The sequence below is a fragment of the Streptomyces sp. NBC_00335 genome (assembly GCF_036127095.1).
Classification (GTDB): Bacteria; Actinomycetota; Actinomycetes; order Streptomycetales; family Streptomycetaceae; genus Streptomyces.
Genome location: NZ_CP108006.1, coordinates 4494383 through 4512500 on the forward strand (window position 1 = coordinate 4494383; position 18118 = coordinate 4512500).

At 74.2% G+C, this 18118-nt stretch carries 11 protein-coding genes (1 of these 11 only partly in view); 4 read left to right on the plus strand and 7 right to left on the minus strand.

Annotated features, from left to right (window positions below):
- The first annotated feature begins 249 nt into the window (after positions 1 to 249).
- Complete coding sequence (locus OHA37_RS20215; RefSeq protein WP_266907195.1) at positions 250 to 1302, plus strand: M23 family metallopeptidase; 1053 nt, start codon at positions 250 to 252, stop codon at positions 1300 to 1302.
- On the opposite strand, the gene OHA37_RS20220 is transcribed toward OHA37_RS20215, so the two are convergent.
- The 4 genes from OHA37_RS20220 to OHA37_RS20235 form a co-directional block, all read right to left on the minus strand.
- Positions 1253 to 2593, minus strand: coding sequence for a PrsW family intramembrane metalloprotease (locus tag OHA37_RS20220; protein ID WP_443046187.1), 1341 nt, complete (start codon positions 2591 to 2593; stop codon positions 1253 to 1255). The two genes, OHA37_RS20215 and OHA37_RS20220, sit on opposite strands and share 50 nt — an antisense overlap.
- Before the next feature lie 43 nt (positions 2594 to 2636).
- Positions 2637 to 3458: a tRNA (guanosine(46)-N7)-methyltransferase TrmB gene (trmB, locus tag OHA37_RS20225; protein WP_266907197.1), complete on the minus strand. Its 822-nt coding sequence runs from the start codon at positions 3456 to 3458 to the stop codon at positions 2637 to 2639.
- A gap of 318 nt (positions 3459 to 3776) precedes the next feature.
- Positions 3777 to 4976: an L-2-hydroxyglutarate oxidase gene (gene lhgO / locus OHA37_RS20230; protein WP_266912932.1), complete on the minus strand. Its 1200-nt coding sequence runs from the start codon at positions 4974 to 4976 to the stop codon at positions 3777 to 3779.
- Between the two features lie 81 nt (positions 4977 to 5057).
- Positions 5058 to 6611, minus strand: a complete 1554-nt coding sequence (locus tag OHA37_RS20235) for a sporulation protein (RefSeq protein WP_266907199.1) — start codon at positions 6609 to 6611, stop codon at positions 5058 to 5060.
- Between the two features lie 669 nt (positions 6612 to 7280).
- Here OHA37_RS20235 and OHA37_RS20240 point away from each other — a divergent pair.
- The gene (locus OHA37_RS20240; protein WP_266907201.1) at positions 7281 to 9581 is read left to right on the plus strand and encodes an asparagine synthase-related protein; all 2301 of its coding nucleotides are present in this window, start codon (positions 7281 to 7283) and stop codon (positions 9579 to 9581) included.
- 770 nt (positions 9582 to 10351) lie between these two features.
- Here OHA37_RS20240 and OHA37_RS20245 read toward each other — a convergent pair.
- Together OHA37_RS20245 and OHA37_RS20250 are read right to left on the minus strand one after the other, a co-directional pair.
- The gene (locus OHA37_RS20245; RefSeq protein WP_266907203.1) at positions 10352 to 12316 is read right to left on the minus strand and encodes a sigma-70 family RNA polymerase sigma factor; all 1965 of its coding nucleotides are present in this window, start codon (positions 12314 to 12316) and stop codon (positions 10352 to 10354) included.
- 273 nt (positions 12317 to 12589) lie between these two features.
- Positions 12590 to 13390 (minus strand): TetR/AcrR family transcriptional regulator, encoded by an 801-nt coding sequence (locus tag OHA37_RS20250; protein ID WP_266907205.1) that lies wholly within the window; start codon positions 13388 to 13390, stop codon positions 12590 to 12592.
- 345 nt (positions 13391 to 13735) lie between these two features.
- Between OHA37_RS20250 and OHA37_RS20255 the strand changes: the two genes are divergently transcribed.
- Together OHA37_RS20255 and OHA37_RS20260 are read left to right on the plus strand one after the other, a co-directional pair.
- Entirely contained in the window at positions 13736 to 15127 is a 1392-nt protein-coding gene (locus OHA37_RS20255) for an NAD(P)/FAD-dependent oxidoreductase (protein ID WP_266907207.1), read from the plus strand.
- Positions 15128 to 15274: 147 nt separating this feature from the next.
- Positions 15275 to 17095 (plus strand): ATP-binding SpoIIE family protein phosphatase, encoded by a 1821-nt coding sequence (locus tag OHA37_RS20260; protein WP_266912934.1) that lies wholly within the window; start codon positions 15275 to 15277, stop codon positions 17093 to 17095.
- A 59-nt stretch (positions 17096 to 17154) separates the two neighbouring features.
- Here OHA37_RS20260 and OHA37_RS20265 read toward each other — a convergent pair whose 3' ends face one another.
- A protein-coding gene (locus tag OHA37_RS20265) for an MFS transporter (RefSeq protein WP_266907209.1) crosses the window boundary here: on the minus strand, positions 17155 to 18118 show its 3' portion. The gene runs 323 nt beyond the window's last position; only the last 964 of its 1287 coding nucleotides appear in the window; its start codon lies off the right edge, out of view; the stop codon is at positions 17155 to 17157.

The following is an 18118-nucleotide window of genomic DNA, read 5'->3' on the forward strand; positions in this document are numbered from 1 at the left end:
ACCATCAATGTGAAGATGTGGCGAGAGGGGTGGGAGGGATGGCCGATTTTTGCCCGGGTTGATCACCGAATGCGGCGAGAAGTCCTGGCCAAGGCTGTGCAGGCGGTGGCTGATTGTCGTTAACGATCAATCGCAACTGCTTGGAATCACTCCCCCTTCTCTATTACCGTTCGATAACGCAGAGCGGTCGTCCCAGCCGTCGCAAGAGACGGCACCGTGCGCGTGCTCGCCCATGAGGAGTGTGCCCCGGTGGCCTCCAACTCGCCTGCCCCTGAAGGCATCGACGTCCAGGAGCAGCCCACCGCCGGAGCCTGGGGCGAGTGGAACCCCACCGAGGACTCGGCCCGCCCGCCCCGCGGCAAGCACCGTGTCCTCAAGCAGCGCGGGGGACTGGCCCGTTCCTCCACCGTCCTCGGCGTCGGCGTGATCGCCGCGGTCGGCGCGGGCGGCATCGCCACCGCTCAGGACCGGCCCCAGGTCGCCATATCCCTTCCCTCGCTGCCCCCCATGCCCTCCCTCCCCGAGGCACTGGGCGGCGGGGCCGGCGACGCCGCCGCCGACGCCGACACGGCCGCCGCGCGGTCCGCGGAGCAGTCGCGGACCGGGATCATCCCGCAGCAGGCCGACCGCCGCTCCGACGCGGGCGAGCTGCTGCGCAGCCGCATCCTCCAGCAGGCCGAGTCCCAGCAGGAGGCGGCCGCCGCCCAGGAGCGGGCCGAAGCCGAGCGGGTGGCACAGGAAGCCGCGGCCCAGCAGGCCCGCGACGCCCAGGCTGCCAAGGAAGCGGCCGAGAAGGCCGCGGCGGAAGCGGCGGAGAAGGCCGCGGCCGAGGAAGCGCGCCAGGCGCAGGCGGCCAAGGAGGCCGCCGAGGCCAAGGCCAAGGCGGAGAGCGCTGCCCGGGCGGCCGGATCCTTCTTCCTGCCGACCTCGGCCTACACCCTCACCTCGCACTACGGCGACTCCGGCTCGATGTGGTCCTCCGGCCACCACACCGGCCTCGACTTCGCCGCCCCGACCGGCACCCCCGTCAAGGCGGTCGGCTCCGGCAAGATCACCTCGGCCGGCTGGTCCGGGGCGTACGGCTACCGCATCGTGCTGGAGCTCCCCGACGGCACGGAGATCTGGTACTGCCACCTGTCCTCGATGTCGGTGACCGGCGGCTCCGTCGCCGGGGGCGACACCATCGGCCGGGTCGGTGCGACCGGCAACGTCACCGGCCCCCACCTCCACCTCGAAGTGCGCCAGGGCGGCGTCACGGTGGACCCGCTGTCATGGCTGCAGGCACGGGGCCTGAACGTCTAGGACCCGGTACGAGGCCCGGCGCCGGCCCGCTGAGCGAGCCGCCGAGCGGGCCCCCGGGTGAGCCTCCGAGCGGGCTCAGGGGGTCGAACCAGGGCGGGAGCAAGTCCTCCAGCACCGCGGCCCGCGACAACGCCGGGCCCGCCGTCGCCCGGCGCAGCCAGAGCCGGCGGAGCAACTCCCGCTCCCGCCCCGCGAAGTCCGGCTCCCGGTCCGGGCCGCCGCTGCGCGCCCGGTGACGTAGCAGGGCCAGGGCCGCGGCATCGGCCTCGTACAGCGCGACCGCGCGTCCGGCAGGCCGGCCCCCGGTGCTCCGGGCCAGCGCGCGGGCCAGGGAGCGCGCGGGCATCGACACCAGCGCGGGCACCTCGGCCGGGCTCAGCCAGCCGGCGGCCGCGTACAGGGCGAGCTCCCCGGCGACGGCCCGCAGTCGGCGGCGCCGTATCCACACGGCCAGCCAGGCCAGCAGCCCGAACGCCGGGACCATCACGCAGCCGTAGACCACGTAGAACCCGGACTCGCCCAGGTCCGAGGAGCTGTTCCACAGCGCGTGCAGTCCCATGGCCGAGGCCAGCCCGAGCAGCGGCAGGCCGATCCGGCGCGTGCGGCGCACGGCGAGCGCGGCGGCGCCGAAGCCGAGACCGGTGGCCACGGTGAACAGCGGATGCGCGAACGGGGACATGACGCCCCGGACGAAGAACGTCGCCGCCGTCACGGAGTTCAGGACCCCGGTGCCGTTCCGGGCGTCCTCGACGAAGGCGTTGCCGAGGTAGAGGATGTTCTCGGTGAAGGCGAAGCCGGTGGCGGTGAAACCGGCCATCACGAAACCGTCGGAGGGGCCGGTGAACTGGCGTCTCCTGAACAGGAACACCAGCAGCAGGGCGGCCGCCTTGGCGCTCTCCTCGACCACCGGGGCGATCGCCACCGAGCCGAGCTGGTCGGCATTCGAGGGATCGGCGGTGGCCGCGGCTATCCACTCGGTCGCGAAACTGTTGGCCAGTATGGCGATCAGCGCCGCGGCGCACGCCCCCCAGCCGAAGCAGAACGACAGCTGCGCCCACGGATGCGGCGCGGCCCGCCCCACCCAGTGGAACGCCGCCAGAAGCGGCACCACCGGCAGCAGGGCCAGGCCCAGACCGACGAAGAACCCGGGCGTACCGGTCTGTTCGCGTACGAGTTCCAGGATCGCGATGCCGCAGACCCCGAGCAGCACGACGAGCACGCAGGTGCGCACGGCGCCGGGGGTACGCGGCACGCGGTGCGGAAGCCGGGGCGGCCGGGTCGCTCGGAGCACGCGATGACTCTACCGAGCCGACCCGACACGCGGAGTGATGAGCTCAGTTCTCGGCGATACCCGTGCGCCGGAACAGCAGATCGTGTACGACGTGCCCCTTGTCGAGGCCCTGCCCCTCGAAGCGGGTGAGCGGCCGGAAGTCGGGCCGGGGCGCGTAACCGCCGTCCGCCTGCGTGTTCTCGAACTCCGGCTGGGCCGTCAGTACTTCGAGCATCTGCTCGGCGTACGGCTCCCAGTCGGTCGCGCAGTGCAGGATCGCCCCGGGCGCCATGCGGGTGGCGGCCAGCGCGAGGAACTCCGGCTGGATCAGGCGCCGCTTGTGGTGGCGGGCCTTGGGCCAGGGGTCCGGGAAGTACACGCGGAGCCCGGCGAGGGAGTCCGGGGGCAGCATCTCGCGGAGCAGGATGATGGCGTCCCCGTTCGCGACGCGCACATTGGTCATGCCGCCCCGCTCGGCGAGGGCGAGCAGATTCCCCTGCCCGGGGGTGTGCACGTCGGCGGCGAGGATCCCGGTCCCCGGGTCGGCGGCGGCCATCTGCGCGGTGGCCTCGCCCATGCCGAAGCCGATCTCCAGGACGACGGGAAGCCCGTCGAACATCTCCTTGAGATCGATCACGTGATGCCCGTCGATGTCGAGCCCCCAGGTCCCCCAGAGCCGCTTCAGGGCTTCGCCCTGCCCGGTGGTCACCCGGCTGCGACGGGGCTGGAAGCTCCGGATCCGCCGCTCGTGGTGCGAACCGGCCGGATCGGGCGAGGGCCCGTCGGGAAACCGCGGCTCGGTGCGCCACTTCGGGGGCACGTAGCTGGAGGTCGCCTCCGGCGCGGGCTCGGCGGCGGGATTCTGGGGACTCAGAGACTCAGACACAATCCCCGGATTCTACGCGCGCCCGCTCCCACCGGCTGTGCGGCACCATCCCGGCCGGCGCTTGAGGCGCGGGGTCTGGGCACTTTCAGCCGTCCGGCGTTTGAGGGCCGGGGTCTGGGGCGGAGCCCCAGGGGCACTTCAGCCCGTCCGGCGTTTGAGGACCGGGTCAGGGCGGAGCCCTGGGAACGGTGGAAGGGCGGGGAGGGGACTTGCCCCGCAGGGCCGGGGTTCCGCTGCCGCGACCCGCGACCCGCGACCCGCGCTCCGCGACCCGCGCTCCGCGCCCGCGCAGCGGGGACCCGGGGCAGCCCCCGGGGGTCAGGCCGCCCGGAGCGACGCGAGCGCCCGCGCGGCAATCTCCCGCCCGATCGGCAGCGAAGCGGTAGCCGCAGGCGACGGCGCGTTCAGCACGTGCACCGCCCGCTCCCCCTCCCGGATCAGGAAGTCGTCCACCAGCGTCCCGTCCCGCAGCACGGCCTGCGCCCGCACCCCCGCCGCCGCAGGCACCAGATCCTCCCCGCGCACCGCGGGCAGCAGCCTCCGTACCGCCTCGACGAACGCCGCCTTCGACAGTGACCGCCGCACCTCGCCCGCTCCGTACCGCCAGTGCCGCGAGGCCATCCGCCAGGATCCCGGCCAGGCCAGCTCGTCCGCGAGGTCCCGCGGCCGGATCACGCCCCAGCCGTACCCCTCGCGCGCCAGCGCCGGCACGGCGTTCGGCCCGACGTGGACCCCGCCGCCGATGCCCCGGGTCAGGTGGACGCCGAGGAAGGGGAACGCCGGGTCCGGCACCGGATAGACCAGCCCGCGCACCAGCTCGGGCCGGGCCAGGTCGTAGTACTCGCCCCGGAAGGGCAGGATCCGCATCCCCGGGTCGTCTCCGGCCAGCCGCGCGATCCGGTCGCACTGCAGCCCCGCGCAGTTCACGAGCACCCGGGCGCGCACGACGAGCCCGTCGCTCGTCCGCACGGCGATGCCCGAGGCCCGCCGCGAGATCAGATCGACCGCGCCGCCGTAGACGATCTCGGCCCCCGAGGACTCCGCGAGCTGCCGGGCGACCCGTCCGTAGTCCACGATCCCCGTGGTCCCGACGTGGATCGCCGCGAGCCCGCGCACTTCGGGCTCGTACTCCGAGATCTGCGTCGGCCCCAGCTCCCGCACCGGGATGCCGTTCTCCCGGCCCCGCTGTACGAGCGCGTGCAGTCGCGGCAGCTCGTCCCGCTCGGTGGCGACGATGAGCTTGCCCGTCACCTCGTGCGGGATGCCGTGCTCCGCGCAGAACTTGACCATCTCGGCCGCGCCGCGCACCGCGAAGCGCGCCTTGAGCGAGCCCGGCTTGTAGTAGATCCCGCTGTGGATCACACCGCTGTTGCGGCCCGTCTGGTGCCGCGCGGGACCGTCCTCCTTCTCCAGGACGACCACCCGGGTCCCCGGAGCGAGCCCCGCGAGGGCATGCGCCGTCGACAGGCCTACGATCCCGCCGCCGATCACCAGCACATCGCAGTCCAGCCTGCCCATGCCGCCCACGCCGCCGCCCACACTGACACCTCCCACCCCTGCATAGTGCACCCCGCCACTGACAACGGGGCCACGCGGGGCCTATGCCGGGGTTACCAGCAGAGGCCTGGCCCGCTCGCGCAGTTCGGCGACGCGCGGTTCGTTCCCGTACGGTTCCAGCCGGTGCAGGAGGTCCCGTACGTACTCCGTCGTCCGCGCCGACGAGATCCGCCCCGCGACCTCCACCGCCCGGGTTCCCGCCGCGCACGCCGCGTCGAGGTTCCCGGACTCCAGCTCGGCCACCGCGCTCACGACGAGCCGCAGCCCGTGTGATCGTACGTACTCCTCCGTCGGCCGGGACAGTGCCTGTTCCGTGAAACGCCTTACCTGGCGCGGGAGTTTGAGGTCCCGGTAGCACTCGGCCGCGTCCGCCGCGAAGCGGTCGTACGAGTAGAAGCCCAGCCAGGTCGGATCGGCGTCGCCGTCCCGGGCCCGTTCCAGCCAGCCCTCGGAGGCCCGCAGCGCCGCCCCGGCGGCCGCCGAATCGCCCGCCTTCGCGTGCGCCCGGGCCTCGACGAGGCGGAAGAAGCTCATCGTCCGCGCCGTGGCCAGGCCCCGGTTGCGCTCGACCGCGGCCTGCGCGAGGTCCACGCCCTCGTCGGGGAAGTCCCGGTAGGTGGCCTGCAGGGACATCGACGCCAGCACATACCCGCCGAGCGGTACGTCCGCTGCGGCGCGGGCCAGGCGCAGCGCCTGGATGTAGTAGCGCTGGGCGGCTTCCTGCTGACCGGTGTCGAAGGCCATCCAGCCGGCCAGCCGCGTCAGTTCGGCGGTGGCGCCGAAGAGCGCGCGGCCCACCTCGTCGGTGTAGGAGCCGAGCAGCAGTGGCGCCGCGTCCACCCGCAGGCATTCGGGGACCATCGAGGAACGCCAGTCGCCGCCGCCGTACTTGGAGTCCCAGCGGCGGGCGTCCTCGGCGGCCTCGCGCAGCTTGGTCACATCGCTGTGGCCCACGCGCTGCGGGCCCCCGGCCTCGGGGGCGGGCGCAGCGGGCGCGGCCGGAGCGGGCGCCGGTGGCGTTTCACCCGAAGGCTGGGCGGGCACACCCCCGACATGGGCGCCGGGAGGCGCCGGTAGGCCTTCCGGCGGGGCCGCGCCCGGCACCGCTTCGCGTGCCACCGGTTCGCGTGCCACGGAGCTGTCGGCAGGAGATATCAGCCAGCGTGAGGCCGGCGTCGCGTACGCCGATACCGAGAAGGAGCCGGCGAGCGACTGCCAGATCCCGCCACCCCCGCGCCGGCCGGCGAGGTCGAGCCGGTAGAGGTCGGTGGCCGAGCGCACGGCCGCGCCGACGTCGCGCGGGAAGGCCAGCCCCACTTCGGGCGCCGGATCCGCGTCCGCGAGCCCGATCTCGTGCAGCGGCACGGGCCGGCCGAGCTTCGCGCCGATGGCGGACGCGATCAGGTGCGGGGCGGCGCCCTGCGGCACCATTCCCTTCGACACCCACCGGGCCACCGAGGTCTTGTCGTAGCGGAGGGTCAGACCGCGCTGAGCGCCGAGGTCATTGACCCGCCGGGCCAGCCCGGCGTTGCTGATGCCCGCGAGGGCGAGGACGGCGCCGAGCTTCTCATTGGGCTCGCGGAGCTCCCTGGACATGCGCCACCCCTCGTCACACGCGGAACGCAGACGCCGCCGGGGCATAGGCGCCCGGCATTTCGTAAACCCAGCGTAGTTCCCCGCCTCCCAAGCGTTAAGGCCCCCTGTTCCGTATGGCGGGATTGTTGTCCGTATGCACAGTCGGGCGCGGGCCCGGGGCCGGGGCGCACGTCTCGGCGCGTGCTCCACCCGTGTGGCCGTGCGCCCACCCGTGCGCTCTGGCCGCTGCGGGGGCCCGGCGATTCGATGTGCGGTGCGTGGGTCGGCCCACCGCGTGGACCGGGCGGGCCGGGGGATGCCGCTGCCTCAATCCCCGCGGGTGGCGGAACGGTCCGGGGGGTGGATACCGCCCTCCGGACCGCGCTCCGCGGGACGGACCCGGGCGGCGCGACCGCAGGGCGGCGCGCAGGCTCGGCGCCGGCTCCGCGCAGGGCCCTCAGTACGGCCGAAGAATGGCCGAAACCGACCTATGGGGCGGTCGGAACGGAACGCCAAATACCGCATGGCCGGGGCGTGTTCGTTTATACGTGCGCCCCCCTTACCCACTCCCGCACGCCTGTCTCGTGGCAGCATGGACCCCGAGCCACCCGGGGTCCCTCCGGCCGTGCCCAGAGCGCCGGCCGCACGGTTCGCACCCCGGTCAGGTGCCCACGGGCTGGGGAGGCGGCGGTGCGCTGGTTGGTGGGTTGGAGCAGTATCGCCGCGAGTTTCGGCACGGCCGGACGGGTCGCGGGGCACGGCGCTGCGCACGCCTACGACCAGGGCGGATACGGCTCGGGCGACTACGGATCGGCCGCGGGCAACGGCTCCGCGAACGGCTACGGCTACGGGAACGGCTCCGCGAACGGCTCCCGCCCCGACGGATGGGGCGACGGCCCGGTCCGCGGCGGGCTCGCCGACGCCGGCCACCCCGACGAACCGGGCGCCGCCGCGGCCGACCGCACCGTGGTCCCCGTCGGCGCCCAGCTCCTCTGGGGCGACCCCGACCCCCTGTGGGCCGTCGGCGACTGGCGCCCCGACGAGATCCGCACCCTCACCGCCGACCCCGCGGACCCCTTCACCCGCCTCGCCGTCCTCGGCTGCTGCGGCGCCACCGACGAGGAACTGCGCCGCGCGCTCTACGCCGCCCGCGGCGGCGCCCTGCGCCACCTCACCCAGTGGCCCGGCAGCTACACGGCCGTCGTCCAGGCCGGCCGCCGCATCACCGTCGTCGGCGACCTGGCCGGTGCGCGACCCGTCTTCTACACGCCCTGGGCGAGCGGGACCGCGTACGCCACCGCCGCCCTCCCGCTCGCCGACCTGATCGAGGCGCAGCTCGACATCGGCCATCTCGCCGCCCTGCTGGCCTGCCCCGACAGCCCGGAGGCGCTGGGCGACGGCACACCGTACGTCGGCGTACGCCGCATCCCGCCCGGCCACGCGCTGATCCTGCGCGAGGGCTCGCGGGAGATCACCGGGTACGAGCCGGTGGCCTCCCTCGCGGTGGCCGCCCCCACGGCCGACCCCGAGCTCGCGGTGGAGGGCGTACGGGAAGCTTTGGTCGACGCGGTGCGCGCCCGGCTCACGGCTCCGCGGCATGCTCCCGAGACGCTGCCCTACGACCCCGGGCCCGTCCCCGGAATGGGCCCGGCCGACCGCCGGGCCGCCCGCGGCGCCCCCGCGCCCGTCCCCGGAGTCGGCGCGGACCTCTCCGGAGGCAGCGCCTCCGCGACCCTCGCGCTGCTCGCGGCCGGCCTCCCGGGCGCACCCGGCGCCCTGCTCGGCCGCACCGGCGAACGCCTCCTCGCCGTCACCTTCAACGACCTGGCCACCCCCCAGGGCCGCGAACCCGAACTGGCACGCGCCCACGCCATCGCGTCCGACCCCCGCCTGCACCACGTGGTCGTGGCCGCCGCCGAGGAAGCCCTCCCCTACGCCGACCTCGACGGGCCGCTGACCGACGAACCGGGCCCCTCCCTGGTCTTCGCCGCCCGCGAACGCCGCCGCCTCGCGGCCGGCTCGGCGGACCACTTCACCGGCCACGGAGCCCGCCAGGTCCTCGACGCCCACCCCGCCCGGCTCGCCGACCTCCTGCTCGACCGACGCCGGCGCCACCTGCTGCGCCCCACCCTGGCCCTCGCCCGCTCCTCCCCGTCCGGGGGCGACTCCCTCCGCGTCCCCTTCCTGGTCCCCCTCACCGTGTACTCGGCGGCCCGCCGCCTGGCCCGTACGCCGTACCGCGCCGGCATGGAGGCGGCGGCGGCCCGGCTGCGCGACGGAGTCCCGGCCGCGGGACCCGGCTCCCCCGTGGACGCCTCGCTCGCGGCCCTGACCTGGTCCCGGCCCGGCCCGGCGGCGGCCTGGCTGACGGGGGAGGCCCTGGCCGAGGTATCGATCCGCCTCACCGTCGCCGCGGGCCGCCCGCCCCTCTCGCTGCGCCCCGGGGAGGCCCGGGCCCGCGCCGTCCTGGCCCGGCACGCCGCCGACCACCGGGTCTTCGAGCAGGCCGTGGAGGTCCGCAGCCAGCGGCTGCACGCCCCGTTCCTGGACAACCAGGTCGTACGGGCCGCCCGGGCCCTGCCCGAATCCCTCCGCGTGCAACCCGGCGCCCGGGCCGCGGTCCTGCGCGGTGTCCTGTCCTCGGCCGGGGTACGGGACCTCCCCCCGGGGTGGGGCGCGACGGCCCACGCCCCGAACGAATCGGCGACCCGCCTGGGACTGCGCGCGGCCCTCCCGCGACTCCTGACCCTCTTCACGTCCCCGCTCCTGGCGGACGCGGGCCTCATCGAAGCCCGGGTCGTGCGCCAGGCCCTCCTCGACGCGGCGGACGGCCGCCCGGTCCCGCTCGACGGAATCGCCGAACTCGTCTCGATGGAACTGTGGCTGACCCGCCTCCTGGCCCGCCGGGGCACCTGCTGGACCGGCACCTCCACCCCCCGCCGCAGAGCCGTCCCCACGGGAGTCCCCCTCCGCCGCCCGGCCCTGTCCTGACCGCTGGTCCCCGACCACTGGTCCGGGCCCTGAGCAACGCGGTGCGGCGACCGTGCAGTAGGGCGGGCAGCAGCCCCCGCAGTGCTACCCGCAGCTGCCGCGGCGGGCCGTCCCCGTGGCAGCAGCCTCAGCAGCCCCCGCGGTGCTACCCGCAGCTGCTGTGGCGGGCCGCCGTCCCCGTGGCAGCAGCATCGGCAGCCCCCGCGGTCCTACCCGCAACAGCCGCGCCGGGCCGCCGTCCCCTCGGCGCGCTGTCGCAGCGGCCCGCACGCCCGCCCTCGCCCGCCGGGAGCAGAGGCGCACCCATGCCGCCGCGCAGGGCACCAGCAGCGCCACCAAGATCCCTACCGAGCATCCCCGACCCGCCAGTCCTTTGGCCGCCCAAAGGCAGTCGGCCAAGGCCACGCCCCCGAACCTCCCCGACCCGCCAGGTGCCCACCGGTATCGCCCTGACGCGGGCCTGCCACATCGGCGAGCCCGTCGCCCTTGGCGCCGGTGGCCCCGCACCCGGCAGACATGCCCCGCGCACCGCGTACGAGCTCGCCCGTACCGAGGCGGGCGATCCCGCGCTGCTCCCGCAGCTCACCGCCGGGCGTCCGCCGAGTCCGTACGCGCCTCGCGGCCGCCCCTGTCCGGCCGCGCCGGGCAACCCACTCGCTCGCGGAAGGCACATCGGCACGGACGCACGCCGCCCCGCGCGGAACCGCGAGGCCTACGCACGCGGCGGGAGAACCGGAGCGCGTGGCACCCCCGGCCACCACCACCCACCCTCAGCGGCAGCTGATGACGGAGTCGGCCCAGCTGGCCAGCGTCGGCAGGCGGCCGCCCCCGGCGCGCTCCACGACCAGGCGCAGCGTCTTGTGCCCGGAGAGCGAGACGGACACGTTCGCCGCCGAGTCCTCGTAGCCCAGGGCCCGGGACTGCCACAGCCGCTGCCCGTCCGCGTACACGGAGAAGCGGACCGTGCCGTTCGTGAACACCGACATGCCGTCCACACCGGCCCGCGCGGAGAAGCTGACGCAGCTGCGGTTGAGGGTGATCTCCACGGAGGAACGGGAGTTGACCGTGATCCCGTGCGTGAAGTACTGCCCGCCGATCACCGGCGCCCAGCGCTGCCACACCCAGCTGCTGCGCCAGGTCTCGATCTCGGGGCCGTCGTGGTTCCCGTACGCGGACTGGCCCAGCGAGGACAGCCGGAACCCCTGCGGAGGCTTCGGCGCCGGCGGCTTCGGCTTGGGGGGCGGTACGGGACTCGGCGTGGGACTCGGCTTCGGACTCGGGGCCCGGCTGGGACTCGGAGCGGGCGAGGACCGCTCCGGGCTCCGCGAGGGCGTGGGCGCGGCCGGCGCCACGGACACCGGCGGCGCGGGCGTCTGCTTCTTCGGGGGCGGTACGGATGCTCGTGCCGCCGGCGGCTGCGCCCGCGACGGGCCGGGCTCCGGCGCGGCGGGGGCCGGACTCCGCGGCACCGGCACGGCCACGCCCGGCGCCGGGTTCGCACGGACCGTGGGAGCGGCGTCGTCACCGGCCAGCGCGAACACCACCCCGGCGGCCGCGGCCACCACGACCCCGGCGGCGATGGCCGCCTTGGCCGGCAACCCCAGCCCCTCCGAAGCCACGGCTCCGCCGACCCCACCGGCCCCACCTCCACCGGCGGCCCCGCCCGCGGCCCCGGCTCCGGCGGCTCCGGCACCAGCCGTAGACCCGCCCGCGGCTGCGGCAGCGGCCCCGGCACCACCCGCGGCGACGGCCCCGCCGGCCACCACTCCGGCCGCCTTGGCGGCGTACCCGGCGGCGAACCACCCGATGACGGCGACCGGCAGCAGCGCGGGAATGCCCGCATTGACGTCCTTGAGCTCCCCGGCGGCCAGCCGGCACCGGGCACACTCTTCGAGGTGCTTGCGCAGCCCCCGCTCGGCCCGCATCCGCAAGCCCCCGCGGGCATAGGCCCCCAGCCGGTCGGCGTACCGGGCGCAGTCCCCGCCGGAACTCAGCGCGGTGCTCACATGGGCCTGGAGGTACGCCTGCTTGAGGCCCTCGCGGGCCCGGCTGGCCAGTACCGCGGTGGCGTTCGCGCTCAGCCCGAAGAGCGGGGCGATCGCGCTCGGCGACGCCTCCTCGACGGTGGTGTGCCAGAGCACCGCCTGCCACCGCTCGGGCAGGCTCCGGAAGGCCTGCATCGCGAGGGTCTGCTCGGCCTCGTGCATGGCGCGCACATCGGCACCGAGTTCGAGGGTGTCGTCCCCGGCTCGTACGGGCAGCCCGCCCGCACCGTCGCCGGACCCGGAGGCCTGCTCCGCGAACAGCGCGAAGTCCTCGACCAGATGCTCCCGCTTGGCCGTCTTCGCCCAGGCGGCGGCGACCCGGCGCACGGTGGTCAGCAGGTAGGCGCGCACCGACTGGTCCGGACCCGCCCCGCCCCGTACGGCCTGGAGCGTCCGCGCGAACACCTCGGCCGTCAGATCGTCGGCGGTGTGCCCGTCGCGACAGCAGGTACGGGCATAGCGGCGCACGGCATCGGAGTGGCGGCGGAACAGTTCCTCGTAGGCCCCGTCGTCACCGCCGCGCATCCGGGCAATCAAGTCCCCGTCGGAAGGCGGGAGTTCCCCGCTCGCTCCGGCGGCGTGCCGGCCGCCCGGTTCGCGCTGCGCCGGGACCTGCCGCGCGGGCAGGCTGCCCGCCTCGACCTCGCCGCCGACGCCACCGTGTGGCTCTTCCCGCCCGTCAACGCTCATCGCGGAAGCCCTCGCACGACACACTCAACCGGTACACCGATCCAGCGTGTCACACGGCGGCTATGCGCCGAACCGGTCTCCACACCTTCCACCCGTCCGGGCAAGCCCCGACGAATCGCCGTACGGACCCTCACCCGTTCGAGCGAGAGCCCCCGGGAAGGAGCCGGTTGACGCCCACCACCGGAGCGAACCCTCCGACCTGCGCCGACCCGAGCCGACCTCCGACCCGAGCCGACCTGCGCCGCCCACCAACCCGGCCTGCGCGCCCCGGCCCTACACCGTCCGGGACCGCAGCCCTTCGAGCAGGATGTCGAGCAGCCGGGCGGAAGCCGCCGCCTGCTGCGCCGCGTCGGGCAGCGCGGGCGCGGCCGTCGCTATCACCAGCAGCACATCGGCCACCGTGACATCGGCGCGCAGCGCACCGGCCTCCCGGGCCCGGTCGACGAGGCGGCCGACGACCTCCAGCAGCTCGCCCGCGCCCGCGTCCTCCGAGGGCTCGTCGTCCAGGCCGGTCCGAGCGGCGCCGACGACCCGCAGATCGGGCGCACCGCCGGCCGCGACGACCTGACGCTGGTGCGGAACCCGCGCGGCCTCGCCGTCCGTCCCCTCGGCCCCGTCCTCACCGGGCCCGTCGACCCGCAGCACCTGCGGAGGCAGCAGCCGCCCGGCGCCCGAGGCGACGGAGGTGCGCAGGAAGCGCGACAGCGCCTGCCACGGCTCCTCCTCCTGGCCGAGAGCCGTGCGGGCCTGCTCGGTCAGTCGCGAGGTCTCCTCCTCGGCTATCCGCCGGACCAGGACGTCCTTGCTGGGGAACCGCCGGTACACGGTGCCGACGCCCACCCGTGCGCGTCGTGCGACGTCCTCCATCGGAGCCCCGTACCCGAGCTCGCCGAAGACCTCGCGCGCCGCGCGAAGTACGTGTTCGAGATTGCGCTGTGCGTCGACGCGCAACGGCGTGGAGCGGCCCACGCCGTGCGTGGTGGGACCGCCGGCCATCAGCCGCCCATGACCGTCGGTCGCGGAAGCGGCCGACGACAGAGCGGTGGCAGAAGCATGGAAATCGGAAATGTGCATATGTATCCCCCGGTAATCATTTGTCTCCCCCCGGAGACACTCCCCGCCTTCATGTCGAGGGGGGCCACGGTCATGAGGGCCCTGGTCCTACTCCTCGACGAGTTACGAACATAGTTGAGCCAGAGTCAATTCAGAAGAGGCAGCCCCGGACGGACCACCGCCCGATCGGAGCATTCACCCCCAATTTTCCGTTCGAAGCCCCCAGAATCACTCATTCCGTACCGTCTGACCTGCGCACCTTCCCCTCCATCCGCACCCCCCGACAACCTCGCCCCGCCGTCCCCTCCGGTCACACAATTTGTCGGGCCTGTGGACAAACTCCCAGCCACGTTGCGTCATGGGACGGTGAAGGCTGCTAACTCCCGGGGCACGGCCCCCGGTCCCCCGCCCCGTACGCGGATCCTCATCGTCGGCGGCGGCTACGTAGGCATGTACACGGCGCTCCGGCTCCAGCGAAAGCTGAGAGCCGACGAGGCCGAGGTCACGGTGGTCACTCCCGAGCCGTACATGACGTACCAGCCCTTCCTCCCCGAAGCGGCCGCCGGCTCCATTTCCCCGCGCCACGTCGTGGTCCCGCTCCGCCGCGTCCTGCCGAAATGCCGCATCGTCATCGGCGAAGCCCGGCACATCGACCACGCCGCCCGGACCGCGACCGTCACCACCCTCGCCACCGACGAGGAAGGCGAAGGCCCCGTGGAGATCGAGTACGACGAACTGGTCCTCGCCCCCGGCTCCGTCTCCCGCACGCTCCCCATTCCGGGACTCGCCGAATACGCCATCGGATTCAAGACCGTGGAAGAGGCCATCGGCCTGCGTAATCACGTCATCGAGCAGATGGACATCGCCTCCTCCACCCGCGATCCCGCCCTGCGCGACGCCGCCCTCACCTTCGTCTTCGTCGGCGGCGGCTACGCGGGCGTCGAGGCCCTCGGCGAGCTGGAGGACATGGCCCGCTACGCCGCCCGCTACTACCACAACGTCAAGCCCGAGGACATGAAGTGGGTGCTGGTCGAGGCCAGCGACCGGATCCTCCCCGAGGTCGGCCCGGAGATGGGCACCTACACGATCCGCGAACTGCGCCGCCGCGGCATCGACCTGCGCCTGGAGACCCGGCTCGAATCCTGCGAGAACCGGATCGCCGTCCTCAGCGACGGCGCCCGCTTCCCCACCCGCACCGTCGTGTGGACCGCCGGCGTCAAACCGCACCCGATCCTCGCCGCCAGCGACCTGCCCAAGACCGACCGCGGCCGCCTCGCCTGCACCTCCTTCCTCACGGTCGAAGGCGTCGAGCACGCCTGGGCCGCCGGGGACGCCGCATCCGTCCCCGACATCACCGCCCCGGAGAAGGGCGTCGCCTGCGCCCCCAACGCGCAGCACGCCGTCCGCCAGGCCAAGGTCCTCGCCGACAACCTCGTCTCGTCCCTGCGCGGCGGACTCCTCACCGAGTACGCCCACAAGTACGCGGGATCCGTGGCCTCCCTCGGACTCCACAAGGGCGTCGCCCACATCTACGGCCGCAAGCTCAAGGGCTACCCGGCCTGGCTCATGCACCGCGCCTACCACCTGAGCCGCGTCCCGACCCTGAACCGCAAGACGCGCGTGCTCGCCGAGTGGACGCTCTCCGGCCTCTTCAAGCGTGAGATCGTCTCGCTGGGATCCCTCGAACACCCCAGAGCAGAATTCGAACTCGCGGCGGGCGGAGGCCCCAAGGACCCTCCGAAGAAGAGCGAAGGCTGATGCTGTCAGTCCCGTCGGTCACACTGGACGTGTGACCATAGGTGGGCTCACACCTGCACAGAGTGACATCAGCGTGACATCCGAGTGCCACCCGATCGCCACCGAGTGACACAGCGACCACGAGCGACACCACGAGGCTTGAACGCAGTGAACTTCACGCGCTGGAGCGCCCGGTTCCCCGGAACGCAGCGTCGCGCCGCCGCCCGGTCCGAACACGCCGCCGCCCAGGCCAAACGGGGCGAGGGCTCGGTCCCGGCCGCCCGCGGCGCCGCCGGCCATTCCGCGACAGGCCAGGACGGCTGCCCCGCCGACCCCACGGTCCGCGGCACCGGTTCCGTCCCCGGCACCGGCTGCGCGCCGGCCGCCGCCGACGGTACGGCGACGCCCGCACCCTCCCTCGACGAGCTCTCCGTACGCGACGTCCTCGACCGCCTCCCGGCCCTCGTCGCCCTCGTGCACGGCCCCGAGCACCGCGTCGCCTACGTCAACGACGCCTACACCGCCGGCTTCGGCGCCCGCGCCCCCGGCTCCCCGGCGCACCTGGCCCTCCCCGAGCTGGGCGAGCTCGGACTGCTCCCGCTCCTCGACCAGGTCCAGCGCAGCGGCAAGCCCCGTACGGCCAAGAACCGCACCGCACCCGGCGGCACCAGCTCGTACACGGTCACCTGCACCCCGATCGAGTTCCCCAAGACCAAGGCCGACGCCGACGGGTCCCACGCGCGCACCCACACCCACACCGGCTCCGACGGCGAAGCGGAAGCCCACACCGGCACCGGCGTCCTGATCCACCTCGCCGACGTCACCGACCACGCCGAGGCCGTCGAACGGCTGCGCGCCAGCGAGCGCCGCCAGCGCGAGGCCGCCGTCACCCTCCAGCGCTCCCTGCTCCCCCAGGAGCTCGAACAGCCCGACGACCTGCGCGTCGCCGCCACCTACCAGCCCGGCGGCACCGAAGCCGCCGTCGGCGGCGACTGGTACGACGTCATCACCCTCGGCGCCGGCCGCACGGCGCTCGTCATCGGCGACGTCATGGGCCGCGGCGTCCGCGCCGCCGCCGTCATGGGCCAGCTCCGCACCGCGGTCCGCGCGTACGCCCGCCTCGACCTGCCGCCGCACGAGGTCCTGCAGCTCCTCGACGGACTGGCCGCCGAGATCGACGCCAGCCAGATCGCCACCTGCGTCTACGCCGTCCACGACCCCAACGAGGGCCTGCTCGCGTACGCCTCCGCCGGACACCTCCCGATCCTCGTCCGCGACGAGGACGGCACCGTCCGCCGCGCCGCCGACCCCACCGGCCCGCCGCTCGGCACCGGTGGCTGGCTGCACACCTCGGGCACGATCGCGCTGGGCCCCGGCTCCACCGCCGTCCTCTATACAGACGGCCTGGTCGAGCGCCGCGGCGAGGACATCGACGAAGGCGTCGCCGCTCTGGAACGCGCCTTCTCCGGCGCCCAGGGCAGCCCGGCCGTCATCTGCGACCGCCTGATGCGCGCCCTCGGGGTCGACGCCGACCACGACGACGACGTCGCCGTGATGGTCCTCCAGCAGCCCGCCCGCACCGGCGCCGACGCCGAGCTCTTCCACAACGCCGCCCTCGAACTCCTCGGCGGCATCGAGGCCGCCCCGCGCGCCCGCGCCTTCGCCCAGGGCGTCCTCGCCTCCTGGCGCTTCCCGGTGGAGCTCTGCGACCTCGGAGTCCTGGCCGCGAGCGAACTCGTCGCGAACTCCCTCCAGCACGGCACCCCGCCCATGCGCCTGCGCCTGCGCCGCACCGACCGCCGGCTGATCATCGAAGTCACCGACGGGGACGACCACCTCCCGCGCCGCCGCCGCGCCGAACCGGCCGACGAGACCGGCCGCGGCATCTCCATCGTCGCCACCATCGCCTCGGCCTGGGGCTCCCGCCGCACCCCGGGCGGCGGCAAGGCCGTCTGGTGCGAGTTCGCCCTCCCCGACAAGACCCCGTAGCCGCACACGCAGAAGGCCCCGGTCCACGGACCGGGGCCTTCTGCGTTCCACCTCTACCTCTACGCGGGCACGCGCTCGGCGTCCTGCACCCGCTTCACCACGACGGTGCTTCCGGCCAGCGACGGGTTGTCCTGCACCGGCGTCAGCTGCTTGCCGAGCCGCAGCGCCAGCCCGGCGATGCCGAGCGAGACCAGGACGAAGATCCCGATGTAGAGCATCGGCACACCCGCGGCCAGCGGCACGCCGAGCGGCCCGAGCGCCAGCGCCAGCTGCTTGACCAGTGCGAAGGCCGAGTTGTACTGGCCCACGGACCCCTCCGGCGCCAGATCGGCCACCAGCGGCGCCAGCGTCGGCGACAGCATGGCCTCGCCGATCCCGAAGAGGGCGTACGTGGTCACGAACGCGGCGGCGGCCATGACCGCGCTGCCGTGCCCCAGCCCGGAGAACGCGGCGATGATCCACGCCACGGTCCACAGCAGACCGACGAGCGCGATCACGCGGGACCGGCGGTGGTTCTCCACCAGCCGCAACACGACGAACTGGGCGAGCACGATCGCACCGGTGTTGGCGGCGAGCGCGAAACCGAGGGTGGACGGGGAGATCCCGGCGGCCTCGGTACCGAAGGCGGCGAGACCCGACTCGAACTGTCCGTAACAGGCGAAGAACAGAACGAACCCGAGCACGCAGAACTGCACCATCGCCTTGTGCTCCATCAGCCGCTTCCAGCCGCTGCCCGCCTGGGCGGCGTTCTTGGCCAGGGCGGTGCTGATGGCCGGCACCTGAGGCATCCGCACGGTGGCGATGACCCCGGCCAGCACCAGGAACATCACGGCCTCGATGCTGAAGAGCAGGGTGAAGCTGCCGGGACGGCTCTCGTCGACGATGAGCCCGCCGATCAGACCGCCGATGCCCAGACCCAGGTTCTGCATGAAGAACTGGAGGGCGAAGGCACGGGTCCGGGTGGACGGGGTGGAGCACCGCACGATCATCGTGGCCAGCGCCGGCTGCATGACGGCTTGGCCG